The organism is Herbaspirillum sp. GCM10030257 (assembly GCF_042666555.1).
Classification (GTDB): domain Bacteria; phylum Pseudomonadota; class Gammaproteobacteria; order Burkholderiales; family Burkholderiaceae_D; genus Noviherbaspirillum.
Window position 1 is genome coordinate 135487 of record NZ_JBHTDH010000011.1, and the last position, 22004, is coordinate 157490.

Here is a 22004-nt window from a genome sequence, read left to right on the forward strand (position 1 = left end):
CTTTCAATCCGCGTAAGCAAGTGCGCGCGCGGAATATTGGTGTTTCAAACGGCGGTTCAGTACAGGATCTTCGAGTTCGATTTCAAAGAGTTCCCCGCCGCCGATCTGGCCTTTTACCGGCAATGTTCCGCAGAACATGACAGTGCCCGGCTGCAGACGATCCTGCTGATCGAAGCGACGCATCAGATCCTGCGGATGAAGCAGGCCGGTGACCGATCCTTCCTGATACAGCGTGCGTTCGCCGTTTCTGGTGACCCAGGAACGCAGCACGAGACGATCCCAATGATCCAGCAGCGCATCGAGTTTCCAGAGATTGCGACCGACAGGCTTGGCGCACATCTGCTTGGACACGGTCACGCCGTAGGCTTCCACCTTGCGGTCGGTATGGTCGGAACCGACACCGACATACATGCCATCGGAAAGCGATACCAGCACACACTCGACCTCGCCGCTGCTGTCATTGCCGACAAAGTCAAGTTGGCGATCCGTAGTCAGCAGACTGGCACTCAGTCGATAAAAGCTGGGAATGTTGCGTGGGCGTGCTACGCCGAGAGCAGCCAGTTCCTGGATATGATGCTCGATGGCAGCTGGATCCCGGCCGGCCCAACCGGCAATGACGAGATCTTTTACTGTGACGACACGCCGTTCCTCATTGATACAGAATTTAAGCGTGCTGGTTTGCTCGTCTTCTTGCTCGATATACGTGTTCATATGCGGATTACCTGTTCTGTGGTGCTGACAAGACGTGTCGCTGTCGGCGGGGGAGGGACTTCATTGCGTTCATAAGTGCCGTACGCGCCACGGTAGAAAAGGAGCGGATTGCGAGGAGCCAGCACTGCCATCGATTCAACTCGTCCAACAAAAATGATGTGATCACCACCATCAACCTGCTGGAAGTTGAAGCATTCCAGATGAGCCAGAGCCCCATCGAACAGTGCCGAGCCGTTTGAGCCGCGGCGATAACTCGCTCTGGTGAAGTCAGCGGTCGATGGTTTGGCGAACATATTGGACAGTGCGCGCTGATCCTCGCTCAGAATGTTGACTGCAAAATGCGCTGTCTTCTGGAAGGTGGCCAGGATATTGGCAGTCTTGGCAACGGAAAACAGGATCAACGGCGGGTCCAGCGACAAGGAGGAAAAGGAATTGACGGTGACGCCGACATCCGTCTCAGCTTCCGTGCGCGCGGTAATGATCGCGACCCCTGTCGCATAGCAGCCAAGCGCGTTACGGAATTCCCGTGGGTCGAAAGTAGTGGTAGTCATGATGCACCTTTATGCGGCTTTGGCAATGTAGCCAGGATTGCTTTTCGGGCTATCGAGGTCGTAGCTGGACATGAACTTGTCGACCAGACCGAGCGATTTCTCCCAGTCATACGTGCGATAAGCATGTGCACGAGTAACCATGTTTGCGCCGGAATAGAACATTTCGTACTGCACGTGGCGCGAACCGAACTCGGAGCCGATTGCGTCCCAGGCAAGCTTGAACAGCTTGACCCGGCCCAGCGAATCGGTTGCCGGAGAGACTTGGGTTTGGCGGATGTACGATGCCGTTTCACTGTTGAGCATGTCGGACACGGACGAGGGCAGCATGATCAGGCCACCGCCTGCGAGCTCGCGCATTCTCTGCACGAAATTCGGATAGAGTTGCTGAGTCAATACGTTGGATGCATATAAGCGCTCGGCGTTGGGAATATAATAGGGGCCGTATTGCTTGCCCGATGCTTCCATCGCTTCAAGCATGCCTTCAACCATCGACACTTCAGCGGCCATTTGTCCCAGCGCTTCCCGGACAGGTGGAAAACCAATGACGCCGTTGGTTTCTGCGATCTTTCGGGTCAGGCCAAGCAGGAAGCGCATTTTGACGACAAGCCGTACCTGACACTGGTAGTTCTGGTAGCAATGCGTCGGGATCTCGTGCCATTGTGCCGATGCCATGCGCACATCGTTATGGACAAAGACACGTTCCCACGGCACCTTCACCTCATCGAAATACAGTACTGCATCGTTCTCATCGAATGAAGATGAGAGCGGATTGTCGAACTTCGATACAGCGTTTTGTTCATAGGACTTTCGCGACAGCAGTTTCACACCCTTGGCATTGAGCGGCACCATTGCGGTGAAACTGTATTTTTCGTCGCCTTGCTTCAAGGGCTGGATCGCGGCCACCATGACCTCGTTGGCCATCGGGCAGCCGGTGCCCAGCATCTTGGCACCTTTGATGGTGATTCCTTCGTGGTCTTCATCGACAACACCGGCAACGAGAAATTCCTCGGCTTGCTCGGCAGCGCTCTTGCTGCGGTCGGCCTGCGGGTTGATGATGACGTACGTCAGGTACAGGTCGGTGTCGCGTGCATATTCATAGTAGGCAGACAGCGCGGACGCGCGTTCCTTACCATGGCGCTCGAACAAGGGCATGCCCATGTACATGCCGCACAGGGCGGAGGCGACATGGTCGGGCGAGCGGCCGAAGAAGCCGCAGGACAGTTCCGACCAGGCTTCGAGCGCCTTCCGGCGGTCGACCAGTTCCGCATACGTGGTCGGTAACTGCCACATCTTGCTGACGGCTTCGCCAGTTTTCGGGGAGCGGAACGTCAGACGATCAACGTTCTCTGGCTCGTGAAGAAAATCGTACATTCTGGCGGCGGATAGCACGCTGTTCTTGAAGGCAGGATGCTGCACATGATTGGTAATGCGTTCACCGTTGATGTAGATTTCGCGCCCATCATTCAAACTATCGAGGTGGCTTTTCGCGGTACGTGACATGATGTGTTCCTATTTTTTGATGAGGGGACAAACGCTCTTGGAGAGCGGAAGGAATGCCTGATCGGCAGGAATGGTGGCCTTGACCTTGTAGTAGTCCCAAGGTTTTTTCGATTCTTGGGGTGACTTGACTTCAACGAGATACATGTCATGGACCATTCGACCGTCTTCACGGATGCGGCCGTTTTTCGCAAAGAAGTCGTTGATAGGCGTACTCTTCATGCGTTCCATTACTGTGGCAGCATTGTCCGTTCCAGCGCTCTCAATTGCCTTCAGATAGTGCATGACCGATGAGTAAATTCCAGCGTGGTTCATCGTCGGCATCTTCTTCTGACGCTCAAAGAAGCGTTGGGACCACTGTCTGGTCTGGTCGTTGAGATCCCAGTAAAATCCTGTGGTCAGCACCATGCCTTGGGCAACCGGCAGGCCCATGGAGTGCACATCGGAGATGAAGACGTGCAGACCGGCGATGGTCTGTTTTTTTGCCTTCAGCAGGCCGAACTGGTCTGCCTGCTTCATGATGCTGATCAGGTCGCCGCCAGCGTTGGCAAGTGCGATTACCTTGGCACCCGACCCTTGTGCCTGCAGCAGGTAGGACGCGACATCGGACGCATTGGTCGGATGGCGAATGGAACCCAGTTTCTTGCCCTTATTGGCGGTGATCGCATCGGTTGCATCTTTTTCCAGCGAGGCGCCAAGCGCATAGTCGACGGTGAGGAAATACCAGGAATCATTCCCCTGATTTGCCAGTGCATTGACGGTATTGCTTGCCAGCGCATACGTGTCGTAGGTGTAATGGACGGTGTTAGGCGAGCAGTTCTCATTGCTCAGTCGCGACGTACCTGCACCGCTAACGAGTGCAATCTTGTCCTTTTGACGTGCGACTTCCGCTACTGCCAGTGCCACCGATGAAGGCAGCAAATCCACGACAGCGTCGACGTTTTGCGTGTCAAACCATTCACGAGCCTTGCCTGCCGCCACATCCGTTTTATTCTGGTGATCGGCAAATACCAATTCGATAGGCACGCCTTTGATCTTGCCGCCGAAATCTTCAACAGCCATTTTTGCGGCGGCGACCGAGCCCATTCCTCCGATATCCGAAAACAGGGACGTCATGTCAGTCAGCACGCCGATCTTGATGACGTTGCCCGACACGGTGTTTTGGGCAAGTGTGCCTTGGGCGATAGTGGCAAGCGCCAACAAGAGCGCGGATGCAAGCTTTTTCTTTCTGATCATGACGTCTCCTCGATGATTAAAGGGATTTCCCCCGGGATTGAGTCGCTGTGCTCAATTCATGAGTGAAGAATAGAACGTCAAATAAACTTAGTCAAGTGGATTATGTAAGTTACTTACATAAAAATATTCGGTAAGTATGGGCTATACTTTTGCTTTATGCCTAAGCGGCTTGAATTTTATGACTCAAAAGAAAGCGACTTCTTCTACCCGTCTGCGGAAAGCTGTCGTGTCCGCGCAGAAACCCGAGGAAACCGGCAAGCCAGGCAAGTCTCACCAGCGGACCTCAAAAGCAGACGACGGTAAGTTTCAATTAGCACCCAGCACATCAAAGCCGGAACTACTTGATGAAGGGGGAAGTACTGACCACCGGTTCAGGCAGTTTCTGTATGACTTTTCGGTGTTGGCAACCCAGCTTGAGGCTGCCCGTGCCTATCTCGCAACCCATGTGGGTGTTACTTCTCCTCAATACAATATTCTGATGATCATTGCCCGCAAACAGGGCGATGAAGGTGTCAGCGTGAGCGATGTTGCGCGGTATCTGCATGTCACCGGCGCTTTCATCACGGCGGAAGTCAGGAAACTGGAGAATATCGGGTTGGTTGAAAAGCGACCCAATCCAAATGACGCCCGGAGCACGTTACTCAGTTTGTCCGCGGAAGGCGAAGCACGAATTCGTGATGTTGAACCTGAACGGTTGTTCGTCAATGACAATCTGTTCCAGAATCTGTCCGGGGAAGACTTTGATCGCCTCTCGACAACGCTCAGTTCCTTGCTCGACGATTTCGCAAATACGATTCAAATGCTGCAAATGCGGCAGGAGCGCAACAAGCGTGCGCAGGCCGCGCTTAACCGGAAAGTCGGCTGATCGGCCCCTGTATCCTTGCCTTCAGCCAAGGGTTCGAAATTGGTCACCGAATTGACAATGGCTGACCTCCATCGTTGTATCGCCCACAGGTGACGGGAAATGCCTGGGATGACTTACTTACCGTAGGGCGACGGCAAGCCCGGCTAACCTACCTGCTGTTAGAAAGCGAATGTAATATCTGATCCGGACCACCAAAACGCCGATAAAAAACGGCGCTCAGGTGTGTCACGGCGAAGCCATCACATCAATCGAGTGATGGCTCGCGTCTTTGCTGGACGGTGAACCTGCCTATTTTGCGTCGACTGCAGAATCAAAGGTGGGGTCACGGAAGACTTCCTTTCCTCCGAAAATCGTCGAGAGCACCTTCGCTTCGCCGATATCTGTCGGAGCGAGTTTGAAGAGGTTCTTGTCGAGAACGACGAGATCTGCCTTCTTCCCAACCTCGATTGATCCACGATTCTGTTCATCGAAGATCAGATAGGCACCATTGATCGTGTAGCTGGTGATCATCTGCTGAAGAGTGGCTCTTTCCCAAGGCTCCTTCGCCGAATCAATGTCGGTGGCTTTAGCTTTATCCGGATCCAGTCGCGTCATGCCTACCTCAAGACCGGTAAGCGGATACATGTCGCGCTCGAAGGTATCGGTAGAAGGAAAATCGCTTGATGAAACTACGGTAACGCCAGCTTTCATGAAACCCTGCAAACGGTTTTTGTTTTTAGTCTTTTCGCCCGTAACGTCGTTGTACCAAGGCTTGCCAAACCAAGCAGGTTGAGGCACGGCGAGAACACTGAGATCCTTGAAACGGCCGACGTCTTCTTCCTTGACCCAGTCTATATGCGTGATTGCATGTCGAGAATCTCTCTTGCCGTTCTCCTTGGCGGCAAACTCAAGAGCGTTCAGCACATTGTTCGACGGGTAAAAGTCGGGACTTCCAATGGCGTGCGTATAGATGCGAAACTTCTCCTTGTCCAAGGCTGCCACCGTCTGCTCGAGCACCTTCTGGTCCCAAACGAGAACGGGAGCGCCAAGGCCATCGGAAAAGATCTTTACCGAATCAACTTTGTAGTTTTCGCCTTGATACTTATCGCGCAAGGACTTTAGATGCGGAATCTGTGAAATACCCTTGTTCTCATCCGCCCAAAGCGCAAGATCGAACCGGACAGTCAGTTCGCCATCGGCGTCCATTGCCTTGAACGCCGCGAGCAGACTCTCAGTCGGATAGTGGATCGGCACGAAGGTCGATGTAATCCCGTCTTTGGCTGCCACCTTCTGCCAAGCCCGAAGAGTTGCCTTGTATTGTTCAATCGTGAAGTCGGGCTGTGGAAGCGCGTTGATCACCAGGTTTTGTGCCGCAAACTCGCGCAGGATTCCGTTGGGTTCGCCTGTTACCGGATCCCGCTCAATGGTTCCGCCTGGAGGGTTAGGCGTGTTGCGATCGATGCCTGCCATCTGCAGAGCCTTCGAATTCACCAAAAAGTTATGGTGGCTATTGTCGATGATGACGACCGGGATGTCTGAGACAGCTTGGTCCACCAAGTTCTTGGGAAGCACACCCTTGGCCTTGGCGTCACTTTCTGCTTCATCCCAACCAACGCCACGCAGTTGCTTGATTCCACGGTCCTTGGCAAGATAGTCTCGAAGTGCCGCCTGACGGCTCTCGACGCTAGTAAACGGGGTCAAATTCAGCCAAAAAAGACTCTCTGCCATCAAGTAGGCGTGGTTATGGCCGTCAATGAAACCCGGCAGAACCATTTTCCCTTTTAGGTCTATGATTTTGGTGTTAGTGCTCTCAAATGCTGCGCTGCCCGAAGAGTTACCTACGTAGACGATTTTGTCCTTTAAGATCGCAACCGATTCTGCCCATTCTTGACTACCATTGACAGTGTAGATAGCGCCATTCTTATAAATGACATCTGCTTTTGTGGCATTACTATTCTCACCACTGCCACCGCCGCCACAGGCGCTAAGCGCGATAGCGAGTACTATTAATGCGGCTTGCCGCACCCGTAGCCCCACATTCGTAGACCATCTGTCTTTATGAGGTGTCGGACCAAAGGCCTTTGGCGGTGAATTCGGTTCAACACTACAAGGTACTGCCGTACTGGCGATTGAAAAAACATTCAATGAATGCAGGCAACGTTCCACGAGACATCTCCTTCTCTTCTGAAAAATTGATTACTTAGCCTGATCTCTTCCTTTGCCGATTAAGGTCATGTAAGACTGCGACCTTTGATAATTCGACTCCGCTAGTGCTGAGAGCTTCAGGCCGGCGGGAAGCGTGCCGTGCACGCTCGGCGGCTGATTGAAAGAAGTCACTGGAGGCATCTCGCGTACCGCGGTTCACCGTCCGCGATGGCTTTCTAAAGAAGCCTTCGTCGCTATACATTGCACGACAGTCGATGTTATGCGACTGATGCGCTTCCTCTCGATGCCGCCAGGTGTCTCATCACAATGACAACCAAGTTCTATAATATACATAGCTAAGTAACATAGCAACCGTAGTATCGGACTAGCCATTTGATTTTTCTCGACACCCTTGGAAGTGCGCTTGGGTCCCGCTGCGAAGCTTAAGGGAAGCCGACGAGCGGCTCGTTTGGCGAATTTAAGTAATGGGCATCTGCGGCGAACGTGTAAATTACTCTAGACCGTAGTGAACGTGAGGCCGGCTAAAAAATGTATGCCACCGTTTCGTAAAATTGAGGAACGGCAGCACGCATGCGTCGGATCCGAAAACCGCGGCGCGCAAAGGGAGTACAAGATGTAGCGGAAAAATCTTACGCGAGAGGGTGAGGCGCCAGAGGCATCCGGATGACATTCGATTCCGCTCAAGACGCCGGCGAACTAGATACCTCTGTCATGGATTGAGTCAAAGGACGTTCAAACAGCGCTTATCGTAACGACGTCTTGGTCAATTGAAAGAATCATTCTAATAGCGTCTCGTTCGCTGTCGACCTGTTGCTGAAACTTCGCATAGTTAGAAAAGTGAAGATGTTGATACACCTGTCGGTGGCCATCGTCATAGAGCAAAGGTAGCATGCCCGTCGACACAGGATTATGGGCAAGGCATCCGAACTGGCCGCTTGCAAGCATGAGTCTGCGCACCCCGCAGAAACAAAAATGCGTCGAGCATCGCCAGCCAGCATCGCCGTATTCAATAAATTCAGATAGCCGGAATTGAGATCCTCCGCGGTGAGTTTGCTACGGCCAACGGTCGGCACGTGCAGCAACTCAATAAATGAGACCTGGTCCGCCCGCTCGAGCCCCAATCCAATCTTGGCGATGAACGGGATTCTCCGCTGGCAATACGACAACGCTTTAGTTCAATGTCCCTGAATGCGAGCGATACACTCATCATTTTGATAACAATGGGGCAAACTGGCAGCACTCAAGTAGAAAGCTTGTTCGCTTGACTGGTATAGTTGCTGGAAAGCCCAATATCCCATTCTACTTATCTGCTTGGCATTATGAAGAACGATCCAATTGGAGACGCGCGCCAGCATCGCGAGATGATCCTGGAGGAGGTGCACGACCAAAAACGAGAACGTATCCTCGCCGTCGCCGAAGAACTTTTTTTCCAGCGGGGCTACGCTGGCACGACAATGTCGGACATTGTCGAACAGCTCGGCGTTGCTAAACCATACCTGTATTATTATTTCAGCAACAAAGCGGAAATATATGAAACGCTCACCCTACGTTCTTCGCATGCCTGCCTGACAGCGATGCATTTTGACGCAAGCGACACCCGACCTGCGGTGGAAAAACTGAGGGAAGGGCTGCAACGATTTGCCACGGCGAATGTTCTGTATTTCAAATCCGGCACGTTTGCTTACCGTGAAAGCGCCACGCGTCATCCTGAAGTAGACCGCAAGGTACGCAACCTGGCCCGCAAGTTTTATAAGGAACTGCGTAGTCTGCTCGAGGAGGGACGAGAGGATGGTGATATTGACTTCGAGGACGCGAAGCTGACAGCGTTCGCCATCGGGAGCATCGCTGGATTCCTTTATACCTGGTACAAGCCGGATGGAGCGATATCCCCGGAAGACATGGCGGCGCAATTAACCTCAATCCTGTTGCGCATTGCCGGCGACCGACAACGGACGACACGCGCGCGGCGTCGGTCTTGCCCCCGATAGACCAATTAAGCCTATCAAGGGTTTGCCAATTTGCGCCGGAGCAGTTTGCCAGTCCCAGTCGCCGGCAATGACTCTCGAAACTCGACGATCCGGGGCACCTTGTACGTCGACATATTGGCGCGGCACCATGCAATAAGTGCCTCGTCGGTCAGGATACCTGCATCGTCCTTCAGCACGACCACCGCCTTCACTAACTGTCCCTTAACAGGATCCGCGACGCCGATGACCGCGGCCTGTCGAATGGCCGGATGTCTGATCAGAATCGTTTCAACTTCCTCTGGAAACACGCTGTAGCCGGAAATCTTGATCATCTCTTTAAAACGTCCCGAAAACGTCAGGTAACCGTCTGCGTCCAGATTCCCCATGTCACCAGTGTGCACCCAGCCATCACGTAACGTTGCCGCCGTCGCTTCGGGCTTGTTCCAGTAAGCTTTGAACGTGCCGGGGCTGCGCAACACGATTTCTCCCATTTCTCCGCTCAGCTGCTCGTTACCGTTCTCAGGATTGAGGATGCGGCATTCAACCCCGGGCACGAGCTTCCCATGCGTTCCCCATTTGACCGCGTCCAACGGCATATAAGTATCCCAAGTGTGGGTCTCGGACAAACCGTAAGTCGCCTCATAGGTGTGACAACGGCCAGTAAACTTGCGCCATTGTTCAGCAAGCGCTTCAGTCAGGATGATGCCGAAACTGGTTACAGGATTCAGGCGCAGTGACTGCAGGCTGTACCGGGCCGCATTTTCCACTTGCATTGAGGCGACATTCATTGTCGCGATGCTGTACCAGCAACTCACCTGGTAACGGTCGATTGCCTGCAAGGCGGTTGCCGGATCGAAGCGATACATCAACACCGTGGTGGCGCCCGTGTAGATCGTCAGGTTAATCCCCATCAGCATGCCAGCGATATGATAGAGCGGCGCGATGGCCAGCAGAATGTCATCTTCGTTTAGCTGATTACAATCACCGGCGGCAGATGCCTTGAATAGCGCGTTACCGTAGGAAAGCATCGCGCCCTTGGGCATTCCGGTTGAGCCGGAGGTATAAGTCATCAGGGCGACATCGTCCATGGAAACTACGACAGACGGCGGCATTTCGTGCCGGCCTTGGGTCGCGTCGAGGAAATCAAGTGTGCCTGAAATTGGTTGCCGGGCCGTACGAAGCTCCTCTGGAACATCAAGCGTCGGCTGTGCTGGCAGGAAGTCGCCGTAATGGGTAAGGAAGCAATGCTTTAATGCAGTTTGCCCTTGCACCGCAGCGACAATCGGATACAGGTTATCGGCTGCCACAATCACCTCGGCCCCAAGGTCGACCAGTTGATATGCCAACTCATGTTCTTTAAAGAGTGGGCCGCAGGGGCCGACTATGGCTCCCAGTTTCTGAATCCCGAAATGTGCAATCACGTACTGTGGACAGTTCTGCATGAACAGGGCAACGCGGTCGCCTTGCTTGACGCCGAGGGATGCGAGCTTACTTGCGAAGGCGTCGCTCAGGCGGTCCAATTCCTCGTATGTAATGACGGCGCCGTACCAAATGAAGGCGGCCTTGTCCGGACGAACCAGGGCATGCTGGCGCAGGTAATCATGCAGGGGTTTTTCTCCTTGTCGATACGTATCGCAGTGCATGGTGTTGTCTCCTTTTTATGGGTGTGCGGTTCAAGTGGGGTAATGAATCGGCTGACTGCACGGGGCGCCCCGCGTGTTCATAGCAAAACCTACCAACTGGTAGTATATTACTACCAGCCAGTAAAAAATTCTGGCCGATGACACGCTCATCTCTATCCACAACAATCAAACGGAGACAGCACCATGAACAAGCGGGTTGGCTACTTACTGGCCGTTGCAGGAACTTTAGGTCTATGCGTGCAGCCGGCGCAGGCACAGAAGACGACGGATGACGTCGTAAAGATCGGGGTGCTTAGCGACGTCTCAAGCGCTTATGCCGACATCGGCGGCAAGGGTTCTATCGCGGCTGCCAAAATGGCTATCGCCGATTTTGGCGGTAAGGTGCTGGGCAAGCCTGTCGAGCTAGTCTCAGCCGATCACCAGAATAAGGCTGATGTCGCCTCGACGACTGCACGTACGTGGTTTGACCGGGAAAAAGTGGACGTCGTGTTCGGCTTGGGAAACACCGCGGTTCACATGGCGGTAGCTAACGTCGGAAAGGAAAAGAACCGCGCGATCATCAACACTGAAGCTGCCTCCAGCGCTATTACCGGCGAACATTGCAGTCCGGTTGTCGTGCATTACACCTACGATACTTATGCCTTAGCCAAGAGCACCGCAAAGGCAATCGTTGAGCAGGGTGGTAAATCCTGGTACATGGTCGCAGTCGATTACACCTTCGGACAGGCATTGACTAAGGATGTGACGGATGAAGTACAAAGAGGGGGCGGCAAGGTAGTTGGGGTTGTCAAGCATCCGCTGAATGCTCCAGATTTCTCGTCGTATTTGCTGACCGCCCAGGCATCAAAGTCGCAGGTAATCGCTTTGGCGAACGCAGTAAGCGATACCATCAACTCAATCAAAACTGCGCGACAGTTTCAAATTACCGATAAGCAGAAAGTAGCGGCCATGTTGCTGTTTCTGACCGATGTGCACGCACTCGGCCTTGAGACGGCACAGGGCATGTACGCCACTACCGGGTTCTATTGGGATCGCAATGATGAAACCCGCAAATGGTCGAATCGCTTTTTTAAGGAAGTTGGCAAGATGCCCACCATGGCTCAGGCTGGGACCTATTCCGCTGTGACCACCTATTTGAAGGCGGTGCAGGCTGCTGGCACGGATGATACAGCTGCAGTGATGACGACGCTTAAGAAGCTCCCGATTGACGATTTCTTCGCGAGAGGCGGGAAAATCCGGGAAGACGGTCGCATGGTGCATGACATGTACCTGATCCAAGTGAAGACGCCGGCCGAGTCAAAGTATCCTTGGGATTACTACAAGATCGTGGCAACTGTGCCGGGCGACGCGGCATTCCGCCCATTGGCGGAAGGTAACTGCCCGATGATCAAAAAATAGTCTTTCGTCATATCGCATACCAATTCATGCTTTGCGCGATGTGATGTTCTAGAAGTTCTCCAGCGGAATGCCGGTTAAATGCACCTCAGAATACTGAAGGCTGGCATTCCCCGGCGGACCGCGCGTCCTCTGTCGCTTATGTACCCGGTAGAGTGCAGAAATATCCCTTAATTTGTTGCAAAACGCATCGTCTGTCTTAACGTGGCGCGCTATTGCTGGACAATCGGCAACAGCGAACCCTTAGCCATTTATATTGTCTTTAAAGGAAGTCCTCTGTCTGAGCCGGTTTTCTCCCAATTCTGGAGCGATCATGCGTGCAGGCCGTTATTTGACTATCTTAGTCGGGACAGCGTTGTTGAGCGCCTGCGCGGAGCAGGCAAAACTTCCCGTGGAAGCGGGTATGGGAGAAAATCCGAAGCTTCCGGTGCCGGTGAAAGGCTTGATTCCGACGGTCAATATTGCCCCAGCCGAGGGCTGGCCGGATGGCGCGGTGCCACAGGCAAGCCCAGGATTGGCGGTCACCGCATTCGCCAGCGGCCTAGACCATCCGCGCTGGCTTTACACGCTGCCGAATGGCGACGTTCTGGTAGCCGAATCCAACCGTCCGTCCGACGCTGAAGGTGCCCGGTCTGGCATCGTTGGATGGATCATGAAGAAAGTAATGAAGCGTGCCGGTGCCGGCGTGCCGAGCGCCAATCGAATAACCCTGCTGCGCGATGCGAACGGAGATGGAAAGCCGGAAGTACGAACGGCGTTTCTTGAAGGGCTGAACTCACCCTTCGGCATGGCACTGGCTGGCGACACACTGTATGTGGCCAATACCGATGCCCTGGTTCGCTTTCCGTACAAGCCTGGCGCAACGCAGATCAAGGAGCCTGGCGTTAAAGTGGTTGATCTGCCGGCCGGACGAATCAATCATCACTGGACGAAGAACGTCATCGCCAGCTGTGACGGCTCGCGCCTGTACGTTACCGTCGGCTCGAACAGCAATGTCGGTGAAGTGGGGATGGAGAACGAGGTCAACCGGGCCGCGATTTTGGAAGTCGATCCCTCAAGAGGTACCTCCCGTCTCTTTGCGTCAGGACTGCGCAACCCGAATGGCCTAGCATGGCATCCGCAAACCGGAGCGCTCTGGACTACGGTTAACGAGCGTGATGAAATAGGTAGTGATCTTGTTCCCGATTACATGACGACAGTTAAGGATAGTGGTTTCTACGGTTGGCCTTATAGCTATTTCGGACAAAACGTGGACGAGAGGATAAAGCCGCCACGGCCGGATTTGGTTGCGTCGGCGATCGTACCCGACTATGCGCTGGGCGCGCATACCGCTTCGTTTGGCATACTGTTTTATGAAGGGAAGCAGTTGCCGCAGCAATATGCGGGCGGGGCTTTCGTCGCGCAGCACGGCTCATGGAATCGCAGACCCCATAGCGGCTACAAGGTGATATACGTGCCGTTCAAAGATGGGAAGCCCTCCGGGCCGGCTACGGACGTGCTCACCGGTTTTCTCTCAGACGACGGCAAGGCACTTGGCCGTCCGATTGGCATCGCCACTGACCGTACGGGCGCGCTGCTGGTCTCGGACGATGTGGGTAACGTCATCTGGCGCGTAACGGCGGCGCGGTGAATGGATGTCGCGCCCCGCTAGCGGCTTTGGCAATTGCAATGCATGGTGCCGGAGGCGGTCTGGTATTGCAATCGTCTACACGTGTCTGCAACCTATTGCAAAGTTTCTGGTTGCTGTGTCCGCTTGCGCAGTTTATCCACCATTTGTAGAGCTGCATTACGTTATATAGGAGGATTGATCATGTTGCGTAGTCTGAAGGCGCTCGACGGCTTCCCGATCATGACGTCAGACGGATTGATAGGCAAGGTCAAGGATATTTATTTTGATGACCAGCGATGGGTGGTTCGTTATCTTGAAGTGGATACGGGTGGCTGGTTGAGCGGCCGTCGTGTTCTGGTGTCCCCCGTATCCATTCACGAAGTGGACTGGACGCGTGAGGAGGTCATCGTGAAGCTGAGCCGGAAGCAGGTGGAAGATAGCCCCGGAATCGAGACGGCAAAACCGGTTTCGCGGCAACATGAAGCAGCATTGGCAAACTACTATAGCTATCCCTATTATTGGTCAGGTCCCTATATCTGGGGATATACGGCGTTTCCGATGATCGCAGATCCCGCGATCGCCCAATCAGTGATGCAACCAGAGCATGGCAGACAGGCGCAGTCCGATTCATCGGATGACGACCCTCATCTTCGAAGCAAGGACGAAGTGGTCGGATATCGCATTGAAGCTACCGACGATGACATTGGTCACGTGGATGATTTTTTGTTCAATGATCAAGACTGGTCGATCTCTCATCTGGTGATCGATACCAGAAACTGGTGGCCCGGAAAGCATGTGCTCATATCTCCGGCGCGCATTGAGCGCGTCAGCTGGAACAAGAAGCAGGTCAACGTTAATCTGACACGATCCGCGATCGAGCAGAGCCCCGAGTATGACGAACGGCATTCGACGGCTGCGGAATACGAGGAGGTGTACCGCCACGCGCACGGGTTCTCGGAAATGCCGCCCTTCACCTCTGAGCAGGCAGCAACCCGGCGGCAAGGCAGGATCGACTGATGCAAAGACCCCTGTCGGCGTCGAGTTGCCGGCATATTACCGACCGCGCTTGAATGAAGAATTCAGAGATTCGCTCACTCATGTCTACTCATGAATCTTGGGAGCAGTGAACAGATCCGAAAGGCCGGCGATCTCATTTCCATCCAACGTTATGTCTATTGGAGCATGCTAATTTTCGTGCCGGTGCGGCTAACACAAAGGGAGGCTCAAAGAGACGTGTGCACCTCGGGATCGTCCGGCGACTCCGCTTGAGTGTCATCCATTGGCCTGCCACGAGGTGTTTGATCGGTAAGGTCTTGACTATGTTGTCAGACGTGCTCAGGAATCGGAGGCGGCGCAGTGGGTGGCGAAGGATACGGGGTGTTTGTACCGTCGTCCGGTCCGGGTGGGACTGCGGGATCCGACGGACGTCCGGGCATCTCAGGGTTCGGCGTCCGATTGGGATCGATCTCCGGCTGCGGAGCAGGGACATTCGGAATTTCTTGCTCCCGGTTTGGCGGGCACTGAGCACCCGGCAGAGTGGAATCTTTGGAAGTATCGCGATGGGCGCACATATCGTTTCAATGACAAATTGGGAAATCTGCGTGACTGATGACACAAGCTCAGGGGCATTGCTGTAGGTACGCATGCTGCCTGTGGTGGCACGTGGAATTTGTACGGTACAGTAAGATTGTGCTTACGACTTGCGCGATCCTCGTTGCCTTTTGATAAATAAAATGGCTGCGGCGGGCACATGGACCGTACCAAAACCAATCAGCAGCGCCAGAATTTTCGAAGGGGCGCCATCCACTGATGCTGCCGAGGTAAGGCCAAATCCAATGCCGACCACGACAAGTATCGTCCGCGCCACACCTGCGCGAATGGTCCCTGCGGTGAAGTGTCCTATTTCCATCTGTGCATAAAGTGCCAGTGCGAGGAGCAGTCCCGCCACGAGTACCATCAAAATTTCCACCATGCTGTTCCCCCAGTCAGGCGCTACGGTCCCGGAAAATGGTCCGGCAAAATGAAAAGGAACCGCCTATAGGCTGATTGAATTGTGATGGCCGATTAGGTTCCCTCGCTATGAAGTGTGGTCTCTATCGCGCAGGAAGGTGCAACTGCGACATGGCAGAACCGACGCTATGCCCGCCGGCCATATTTATATCTTTCGACTATTTTCACGACGGAGGGAAAGCAATGGCAATGCGGCGGCGGGGGAGTGTGACGTTGCCGGAAATGGATGGTCATCGCAGGAATTGCGTCACGCATTGCGTCACGCCGCAGTGCACGGACTGGACAGGAGACGATTTTCATTCATGAGTACTGGGTATCACTCCGGACACATGCCAAAGGATGATGCCGAACGGCGTGTTCTTCTGCAGGTTCTCTTGCTCAACGCCGGACTTGCTGCAGCCTTGCTTGCTGGCGGTCTCCTTGCAGATTCCAGCGGGCTGCTTGCCAATGCGCTGGATAACACCTCCGATGCCTTGACTTACGCAGTGAGTTACTTCGCGGTATCGCGCTCCTAACTATGGAAATCGAGGGCGGCAAGCATCACGGACGTGATGCTGCTGGTTCTGGCCATTGGCGTGGCGGCGGACGCGATCCACCGTTTTATCAACGGGTCCGATCCAACTGGCTACCTGATGATGATCATGGCGCTGGCATCGGCAATGATCAATGCCTTGTGCATCAAGTTGCTAAAAAATTCCGACGCGGGGAGGTAAATCTGCGTGCGGCATGGACCATGAGTTTGAATGACTTTGCCTCCAATTTTGGGATTGTCGTGGCCGGTATTCTGGTGTCCTTGCTCTTGAATCAAGCATATACTCAACCACGAAATCAATGTATTGCTCTTTGGCTCTTTGGGTTCACTGCAAATGCCGCGACGGGCATGTTAGTTGCTGGTAGTCCATGCAGATCACAGCCTCGTGCCGTGGCATAAGATTCGACAGGAGGGCAGGCAAAGACAATGAATGCCAACGAATGCTGGTTCATCGGAGAATGCATGATCGAACTTCGACGGGCAGGCGAGGGTCTGTTGCGCCAATCGTTTGCCGGCGACGTCTATAACACCGCGGTCTATTTCCACAGGTCTGCCCCGGCCCGCCGAACCTGTTTCGTGAGCGCGGTCGGCACGGACAGCATGAGCCGGGCATTACTGGCGCAAGCAAGCAAACACGGTGTGGACGTCGGCTACGTCACGTCCGCAGGAACCACACCGCCCGGGATGTACCTGATCGAAATTTCTGAGGGTGGGGAGCGGTCCTTCCTCTACTGGAGGAACGAATCGGCGGCCCGGCAGATGCTCGATTCAGCGCATTTCGACAGGCTCCTGTCGCGCGTTGGCGTTTGCGGCATGCTTTATTTCTCTGGCATCACCCTCGCCATCTTGGACGATGGCAGGCGCAAACGGCTGCTCACATTGGCATCCTCGGTGAAGGCTAACGGCGGTTGGGTCGGGTTCGATAGCAATTATCGGCCAGGATTGTGGCAGGGCAGGAACGAGGCACTCCACTGGACCAATTGCGCACTCGCCGTAGTCACGCACGCGCTCGTCACGTACGACGATGAAGCGCAGTTGCATGGTGACGCATCCGCGGCCGAGACAATGTCTCGCACTCTCGCCGCAGGGCCAATGGAGGCCGTCGTGAAGCTTGGCAAGGACGGATGCCTGGTACAAACCGGGGCAATGAACGGTATGCTGAATGTGCCTGCGGAAAAGGTTAATCCGGTCGACACGACGGCGGCAGGCGACTCGTTCAATGCCGCCTATCTCGCCGCACGGCTTGACGGCGCATCTCCCGGTGATGCCGCAAAGGCTGGTGCATACCTGGCCGCGAGAGTGATACGCGTAGCCGGGGCGATTATCGATGAGTAAGACTGCACACCTGGCGGCTTTTCGCGCCGTCAAACCGATAGCGGCGCGAGCAGCAGACCAATGCGCTCATGGTCCGACGGGAGACGTGACTCGGCAGTAATGTAAATCCTGCAAACACCTGGAACATTTGTACAAAGGGAATGATGCAAGGAAATCCTGGTCGCTCGGTTTTGTCCTTGCGCAGCGCACGAGCAAGAATGGCATGCATCCTGCAGCGGTTGCCAGGATCAACTGCAGGAGGACTGAATGGCTTCTCAGAAACCCATTGTGTTGATTACCGGTGCGGAAGGGCGCATCGGCAGTGTGATTGCGGCCGCCCTGGAGGATACGTATACGGTCGTCGGCTTCGAGCGCAAGTGCAAGGGCGATAACTGCATCACGGTCGACATTACCTCAGACGAGGCACTCGCCAAGGGATGTAACGATCTCCGGCAACGCTATGGCAACCGAATCGCATCTGTCATCCATCTCGCCGCCTTTTATGATTTCTCCGGTAAGCCGCACCCGATGTACGACGAAGTCAACGTCAAGGGCACGCGCCGCCTGCTGCGGGCCCTGCAGTCCTTTAACGTCGAACAGTTCATCTATGCCAGCACTATGCTGGTCCATGCGCCAACTGAGCCCGGCCAGCCGATCAACGAAGAGTCACCGCTCGCGCCTGCCTGGCCTTATCCCCAGTCGAAGCTGGATGCCGAGCGCACGGTCGCCGGGGAACGCGGACATATTCCCGCGCTGATTCTGCGCATCGCCGGGGTCTACACGGACCAGTGCGAAGTACCGTCGCTCGCAAACCAGATCCAGCGCATTTACGAACGGCAGATGCTCAGCCGGGTATTCCCCGGTGACCCAACCCATGGGCAATCTTTTGTGCACATTGAAGACGTTGCCAGTGCAGTGCGCGCGGCGGTGGACCGGCGCGGGCGGTTGCCGGGGGAAACGGCGCTGTTGATCGGTGAACCGGTGACGGAAAGCTATGAGGCATTGCAGAACCTGATCGGCCGCCTCGTGCACGGCCAGCCATGGGAAACACGTCGGATTCCCAAACCGGTAGCGACCACCGGTGCGTGGCTGCAGGACAAGATGGAAGACGTGATCCTTGACGCGATTGATCGCGGGATCGAGCCCTTTATCAAACCCTTTATGGTCGATCTCGCCGATGATCACTACGAACTGGATATCTCGCGCGCGGAACGCCTGCTCGAATGGCGTCCGCAACACAGCCTGCGTCGCGCATTGCCCTTGATGGTGGGCGAATTGCGCCATGATCCCACCGCCTGGTACAAACGCAACAAAATTCCTTTGCCGGTGTGGATGGAGGAAACCCGCGACGAAACCTCGCCGAGCCCGGCGGAAATTGCGGAGTACCATGCACTGGACCGTTTCGAGCACCGGCAGACGCTGTGGTGCCATTTCGCCAATATGGCGCTCGGCCTATGGCTGATGAGTAGTCCCTTTGTGTTCGGACTGGCACAAAACTGGATGGTGCCTGGCACGCCGATCACCCCGACCGGCCGCGGCCTGGCGTACTCCGATACCTGGATGACGCTAAGCGAGCTGATGACCGGTGCGTTGATCGTCCTGTTCGCATTGGTGTCCTTGTCGCGGGATGCCGGCTGGGCGCGGTGGACGGTCTCCGGCCTCGGCCTGTGGCTGTTGTTTGCGCCATTGCTGTTCTGGACGCCGAGCGCGGCCGCCTACGCCAACGATACGCTGGTCGGTGCGCTGATCATCGTATTCGCCGTGGCGATTCCGTCGGCGCCCGGCATCAACCCGATTGCACGCATATCGGGACCGGACACGCCGCCCGGATGGGACTACACACCATCGGGCTGGACCAACCGGCTGCCGATCATCATCCTCGCCTTCGTCGGTCTGTTCATCTCACGCTATCTGGCTGCATTTCAGCTCGGCCACATCGAGGCTGCGTGGGATCCGTTCTTTGGCGACGGCACCGAGCGCATCGTCACCTCGTCGGTCTCGGAAGCCTGGCCGGTGGCCGACGCAGGCCTGGGCGCCACGGTGTATGTGCTGGAAATCCTTACCGGTATCATCGGGGACAAGCGCCGCTGGCGGACCATGCCCTGGCTGGTGCTGGCGTTCGGCATCCTGATCGTCCCGCTGGGTGCGGTCAGCGTGTTCTTCATCATCATCCAACCTATCGTGATCGGGACGTGGTGCACGTTGTGCCTGATCGGCGCGCTGGCCATGCTGCTGCAGATCCCGTATTCCTTCGACGAGATCCTCGCCACGCTGCAATTCCTGAAGGTGCGGCGCAAACAGGGCCGGCCACTGTGGTACCTGCTGCTGCGCGGCGATACAGTCGCCGGTGGCAGCGCGGACTATGCCGATAATTTTGAATCTTCGCCGGGCGCCATCCTGCGCGAGATGTTCATTACGGGAGTCAGTGCGCCGTGGACGCTGCTGGCAAGCACGGCAATCGGCGTCGCGCTGATGTTCACCAGGCTACTGTTCGATACCGCCGGCGCTGCCGCTGACAACGACCATATCGTCGGTTCGCTGGTGGTGACGTTCTCGATCATGGCCTGGGGCGAGGTTGCGCGCCCGCTGCGCTTCGTCAATATCGGTTTCGGCCTCTGGTTGCTTGCGTCTCCCTGGGTCATCGGCGGATACAGCGGAGTTGCAGCCGTTGCATCCGTGTTGTTCGGCATTGCCCTGGTCTTGATGGCGATTCCGCTCGGCCGTATCGCCACGCATTTCGGCAGCTGGGATCGGATTGCGCGGCTGCAGGTGCCGCTCCACATGCCGCACCACGCCCGCGCCTGACGACGATGGCCGACGACCGATCGGCGCGGCGAAGCACGCCAGCCTGTACGCGCCGCTTTATCATCGCTTGGTCAACCGGCTCGTCTTCGCGCAACGTCCAGGCGCGGGCGGCGATTTGCGATCTGGCGTTATAGGCCGCGCGGGCCAGGTCGAGGCGCTGCGAGTGGACAATTAACTCCCGACGGAGGATCGCAATGGAAGCACTCGACATTACTCGCTGAGTGCTTCCGACCCGATATTACCTATCTATGGGTATCAGGGATGAGCGCTATTGTTGGCTCATCCCGCAGCAGCTACGCCCGCCGGAGCCCATCATGCTCATATCGCAGCAACCACATCCGGACTTGCCGGTACTGTTCTTGCCCGGCATACACATCGCGCCTTGCTGTGGGGAAGATTGACCTTGTTTCATGTCGTTCATCATCCCCTCTTTATGCCTGCCGCAACAACTGCAACCTTCGCCAGCCATTTTTTTATGATGGTCAGCCATGCGCGCTGCCATCGGCGCTTGTTGACTGTCCGGGTTAGCTGACGTACCTGCACAGCCTGACAGAACAGAGGCGGCAAGTAATGCAGGAACAAATGGAGAAAACGAAAATATATTCATATCAAATTCCTGATATCTGTGAGTTCATGACTCAGCTTTACTGCATGAGAGAGCGCTCTTAAGCGCGAAGGCTTGTTGGCCGGCCTGCTTAAGACGCCCCTGCAAAGAACCTGGATCTGTTTAAGACAGGGTCGGCTTTGGTGGGCGCTGCAAGGCGTCTGGGATAAAGGAAAGGTAGAATTCGTCAGTCATTTCGACTAACAGTATCGCCGGTTCAATCAGCAGTACCTGGGTATCCGGGAGCACGGCATTTGCTGCGAGCACTAAGCAACTGCTACTCATGCCACAAGGAGAAGAGTGGGGCGACCCAGCATGCTGTTCGGTATCCGGCGTGCCGGCATCCGACATAGAGTCTTGGATTATGGCGTCATCGTGGCAGTCTTCCATGGCATGCTCGACGACGGTTGCGTGCCGCATTTCAGCGTAACAAGTCAGGACAGCCACGGTTGCCTGGGACTGTAAAGGCAACAGCAGCAGGAATAGATAAGCAAGAAAGCGGTTGACGAAGCTACGCATTGTGGAATGGTACCAAAATTACATGATCCGGTTCTGCTGACTTCCCGTGGGTATTTAAAAAGACTCCGCCTGCAATGCGCGCTTTATTCACTGGTCGCCTACAACAGCAAGATGGGCGTGCACTTCTCCGTCAAACGGTAGGGACTTCGCATATCGCGTTACCGCAAGATCTCGGCAGACCGTTCTCTTGTCACATCTCACTACCAGTAGCGTCAACTAAACGACACGAGCTGAAATTTCCATACTGGAATCAAAGCTGCCTGACAGCATTACGCATCGCCCACTGTCTTGCGGGTATGCAAAGACCATCAATGTATCGGAGGATATCCTCATACTGCCACATGTTAATTCGTATTGTGGTCAGCTAATGGACGGAAAGACGGATATCGGGCGGTACCAAGCTCGCAGGATGTCTTGGCGGTGCTTCTGGTCATGCGAAGCTGCAAAGTCATCATTCGAAATGAAATGTGACAACGAGCGACTTCTTCACTCGCGCGATTCGCTGGGGATCAAGTACTCCTTTTCGATAATGCAGTGAAGTGACACTAAAGATTTTTTCAGAATCTCGATCGGGAGCAATGACAGCGAACGTTCACCTCTT

18 protein-coding genes are annotated in these 22004 nt (G+C 55.0%); 9 read left to right on the plus strand and 9 right to left on the minus strand.

All coding sequences use genetic code 11. The annotated features are described in order from the left end of the window. Nucleotides 1–3 precede the first annotated feature (3 nt). From ACFQUU_RS17630 to ACFQUU_RS17645, 4 genes are read right to left on the minus strand one after another with little or no spacing between them, the layout of a single operon-like run. Nucleotides 4–711, minus strand: a complete 708-nt coding sequence (locus ACFQUU_RS17630; RefSeq protein ID WP_382249343.1) for a DUF2848 domain-containing protein — start codon at nucleotides 709–711, stop codon at nucleotides 4–6. After that, nucleotides 708–1262 (minus strand): flavin reductase family protein, encoded by a 555-nt coding sequence (locus ACFQUU_RS17635; protein ID WP_382249345.1) that lies wholly within the window; start codon nucleotides 1260–1262, stop codon nucleotides 708–710. The genes ACFQUU_RS17630 and ACFQUU_RS17635 overlap by 4 nt, the downstream gene beginning before the upstream one ends. A gap of 9 nt (nucleotides 1263–1271) precedes the next feature. Continuing rightward, on the minus strand, nucleotides 1272–2762 hold the full coding sequence (locus ACFQUU_RS17640; RefSeq protein ID WP_382249346.1) for a 4-hydroxyphenylacetate 3-hydroxylase family protein: 1491 nt from the start codon (nucleotides 2760–2762) through the stop codon (nucleotides 1272–1274). Between the two features lie 9 nt (nucleotides 2763–2771). Then, nucleotides 2772–3995: an ABC transporter substrate-binding protein gene (locus tag ACFQUU_RS17645; protein WP_382249348.1), complete on the minus strand. Its 1224-nt coding sequence runs from the start codon at nucleotides 3993–3995 to the stop codon at nucleotides 2772–2774. 136 nt (nucleotides 3996–4131) lie between these two features. On the opposite strand from ACFQUU_RS17645, the gene ACFQUU_RS17650 reads away from it, so the two are divergent. After that, nucleotides 4132–4860: a MarR family winged helix-turn-helix transcriptional regulator gene (locus ACFQUU_RS17650; protein WP_382249349.1), complete on the plus strand. Its 729-nt coding sequence runs from the start codon at nucleotides 4132–4134 to the stop codon at nucleotides 4858–4860. Nucleotides 4861–5148: 288 nt separating this feature from the next. Here ACFQUU_RS17650 and ACFQUU_RS17655 read toward each other — a convergent pair whose 3' ends face one another. Beyond that, a complete protein-coding gene (locus ACFQUU_RS17655) occupies nucleotides 5149–7005 on the minus strand; it encodes an amidohydrolase (protein ID WP_382249351.1) in 1857 nt (618 codons plus the stop codon). 1319 nt (nucleotides 7006–8324) lie between these two features. Here ACFQUU_RS17655 and ACFQUU_RS17660 point away from each other — a divergent pair. Next, nucleotides 8325–8993, plus strand: a complete 669-nt coding sequence (locus ACFQUU_RS17660) for a TetR/AcrR family transcriptional regulator (RefSeq protein ID WP_382249353.1) — start codon at nucleotides 8325–8327, stop codon at nucleotides 8991–8993. Nucleotides 8994–9007: 14 nt separating this feature from the next. On the opposite strand, the gene ACFQUU_RS17665 is transcribed toward ACFQUU_RS17660, so the two are convergent. Next, the gene (locus tag ACFQUU_RS17665) at nucleotides 9008–10615 is read right to left on the minus strand and encodes an AMP-binding protein (RefSeq protein WP_382249355.1); all 1608 of its coding nucleotides are present in this window, start codon (nucleotides 10613–10615) and stop codon (nucleotides 9008–9010) included. A gap of 183 nt (nucleotides 10616–10798) precedes the next feature. Here ACFQUU_RS17665 and ACFQUU_RS17670 point away from each other — a divergent pair, with 183 nt between their 5' ends. The 3 genes from ACFQUU_RS17670 (at nucleotide 10799) to ACFQUU_RS17680 (ending at nucleotide 14636) form a co-directional block, all read left to right on the plus strand. Continuing rightward, nucleotides 10799–12013 carry an ABC transporter substrate-binding protein gene (locus ACFQUU_RS17670; protein WP_382249357.1) on the plus strand — a complete coding sequence of 405 codons (1215 nt, stop codon included), beginning with the start codon at nucleotides 10799–10801 and terminating at the stop codon, nucleotides 12011–12013. Nucleotides 12014–12323: 310 nt separating this feature from the next. Continuing rightward, nucleotides 12324–13640: a PQQ-dependent sugar dehydrogenase gene (locus ACFQUU_RS17675; protein ID WP_382249359.1), complete on the plus strand. Its 1317-nt coding sequence runs from the start codon at nucleotides 12324–12326 to the stop codon at nucleotides 13638–13640. 180 nt (nucleotides 13641–13820) lie between these two features. Beyond that, complete coding sequence (locus ACFQUU_RS17680) at nucleotides 13821–14636, plus strand: PRC-barrel domain-containing protein (protein WP_382249412.1); 816 nt, start codon at nucleotides 13821–13823, stop codon at nucleotides 14634–14636. 676 nt (nucleotides 14637–15312) lie between these two features. On the opposite strand, the gene ACFQUU_RS17685 is transcribed toward ACFQUU_RS17680, so the two are convergent. Further along, nucleotides 15313–15591 (minus strand): hypothetical protein, encoded by a 279-nt coding sequence (locus ACFQUU_RS17685; RefSeq protein WP_382249360.1) that lies wholly within the window; start codon nucleotides 15589–15591, stop codon nucleotides 15313–15315. A gap of 340 nt (nucleotides 15592–15931) precedes the next feature. Between ACFQUU_RS17685 and ACFQUU_RS17690 the strand changes: the two genes are divergently transcribed. From ACFQUU_RS17690 to ACFQUU_RS17705, 4 genes are all read left to right on the plus strand, one after another. Next, a complete protein-coding gene (locus ACFQUU_RS17690; protein ID WP_382249362.1) occupies nucleotides 15932–16144 on the plus strand; it encodes a hypothetical protein in 213 nt (70 codons plus the stop codon). A 33-nt stretch (nucleotides 16145–16177) separates the two neighbouring features. Further along, the gene (locus tag ACFQUU_RS17695) at nucleotides 16178–16342 is read left to right on the plus strand and encodes a hypothetical protein (RefSeq protein ID WP_382249364.1); all 165 of its coding nucleotides are present in this window, start codon (nucleotides 16178–16180) and stop codon (nucleotides 16340–16342) included. Nucleotides 16343–16587: 245 nt separating this feature from the next. After that, nucleotides 16588–17496: a sugar kinase gene (locus ACFQUU_RS17700; protein ID WP_382249365.1), complete on the plus strand. Its 909-nt coding sequence runs from the start codon at nucleotides 16588–16590 to the stop codon at nucleotides 17494–17496. A gap of 246 nt (nucleotides 17497–17742) precedes the next feature. After that, nucleotides 17743–20280, plus strand: coding sequence for an NAD-dependent epimerase/dehydratase family protein (locus ACFQUU_RS17705; RefSeq protein ID WP_382249367.1), 2538 nt, complete (start codon nucleotides 17743–17745; stop codon nucleotides 20278–20280). A gap of 268 nt (nucleotides 20281–20548) precedes the next feature. On the opposite strand, the gene ACFQUU_RS17710 is transcribed toward ACFQUU_RS17705, so the two are convergent. Next, nucleotides 20549–20887, minus strand: coding sequence for a hypothetical protein (locus ACFQUU_RS17710; protein ID WP_382249368.1), 339 nt, complete (start codon nucleotides 20885–20887; stop codon nucleotides 20549–20551). Nucleotides 20888–21007: 120 nt separating this feature from the next. Then, nucleotides 21008–21403, minus strand: coding sequence for a hypothetical protein (locus tag ACFQUU_RS17715; protein ID WP_382249369.1), 396 nt, complete (start codon nucleotides 21401–21403; stop codon nucleotides 21008–21010). Nucleotides 21404–22004: the final 601 nt, after the last annotated feature.

Excerpts from the sequence above, each read along its gene's own strand:
- ACFQUU_RS17680 (WP_382249412.1), top strand. The coding sequence starts at position 13,821 with ATGTTGCGTAGTCTGAAGGCGCTCGACGGCTTCCCGATCATGACGTCA.
- ACFQUU_RS17700 (WP_382249365.1), top strand. The coding sequence starts at position 16,588 with ATGAATGCCAACGAATGCTGGTTCATCGGAGAATGCATGATCGAACTT.
- ACFQUU_RS17630 (WP_382249343.1), bottom strand. The coding sequence starts at position 711 with ATGAACACGTATATCGAGCAAGAAGACGAGCAAACCAGCACGCTTAAA.
- ACFQUU_RS17685 (WP_382249360.1), bottom strand. The coding sequence starts at position 15,591 with ATGGTGGAAATTTTGATGGTACTCGTGGCGGGACTGCTCCTCGCACTG.
- ACFQUU_RS17665 (WP_382249355.1), bottom strand. The coding sequence starts at position 10,615 with ATGCACTGCGATACGTATCGACAAGGAGAAAAACCCCTGCATGATTAC.
- ACFQUU_RS17715 (WP_382249369.1), bottom strand. The coding sequence starts at position 21,403 with ATGCGTAGCTTCGTCAACCGCTTTCTTGCTTATCTATTCCTGCTGCTG.
- ACFQUU_RS17645 (WP_382249348.1), bottom strand. The coding sequence starts at position 3,995 with ATGATCAGAAAGAAAAAGCTTGCATCCGCGCTCTTGTTGGCGCTTGCC.
- ACFQUU_RS17650 (WP_382249349.1), top strand. The coding sequence starts at position 4,132 with ATGGGCTATACTTTTGCTTTATGCCTAAGCGGCTTGAATTTTATGACT.
- ACFQUU_RS17710 (WP_382249368.1), bottom strand. The coding sequence starts at position 20,887 with ATGAATATATTTTCGTTTTCTCCATTTGTTCCTGCATTACTTGCCGCC.
- ACFQUU_RS17690 (WP_382249362.1), top strand. The coding sequence starts at position 15,932 with ATGAGTACTGGGTATCACTCCGGACACATGCCAAAGGATGATGCCGAA.
- ACFQUU_RS17670 (WP_382249357.1), top strand. The coding sequence starts at position 10,799 with ATGAACAAGCGGGTTGGCTACTTACTGGCCGTTGCAGGAACTTTAGGT.
- ACFQUU_RS17705 (WP_382249367.1), top strand. The coding sequence starts at position 17,743 with ATGGCTTCTCAGAAACCCATTGTGTTGATTACCGGTGCGGAAGGGCGC.
- ACFQUU_RS17640 (WP_382249346.1), bottom strand. The coding sequence starts at position 2,762 with ATGTCACGTACCGCGAAAAGCCACCTCGATAGTTTGAATGATGGGCGC.
- ACFQUU_RS17660 (WP_382249353.1), top strand. The coding sequence starts at position 8,325 with ATGAAGAACGATCCAATTGGAGACGCGCGCCAGCATCGCGAGATGATC.
- ACFQUU_RS17635 (WP_382249345.1), bottom strand. The coding sequence starts at position 1,262 with ATGACTACCACTACTTTCGACCCACGGGAATTCCGTAACGCGCTTGGC.
- ACFQUU_RS17675 (WP_382249359.1), top strand. The coding sequence starts at position 12,324 with ATGCGTGCAGGCCGTTATTTGACTATCTTAGTCGGGACAGCGTTGTTG.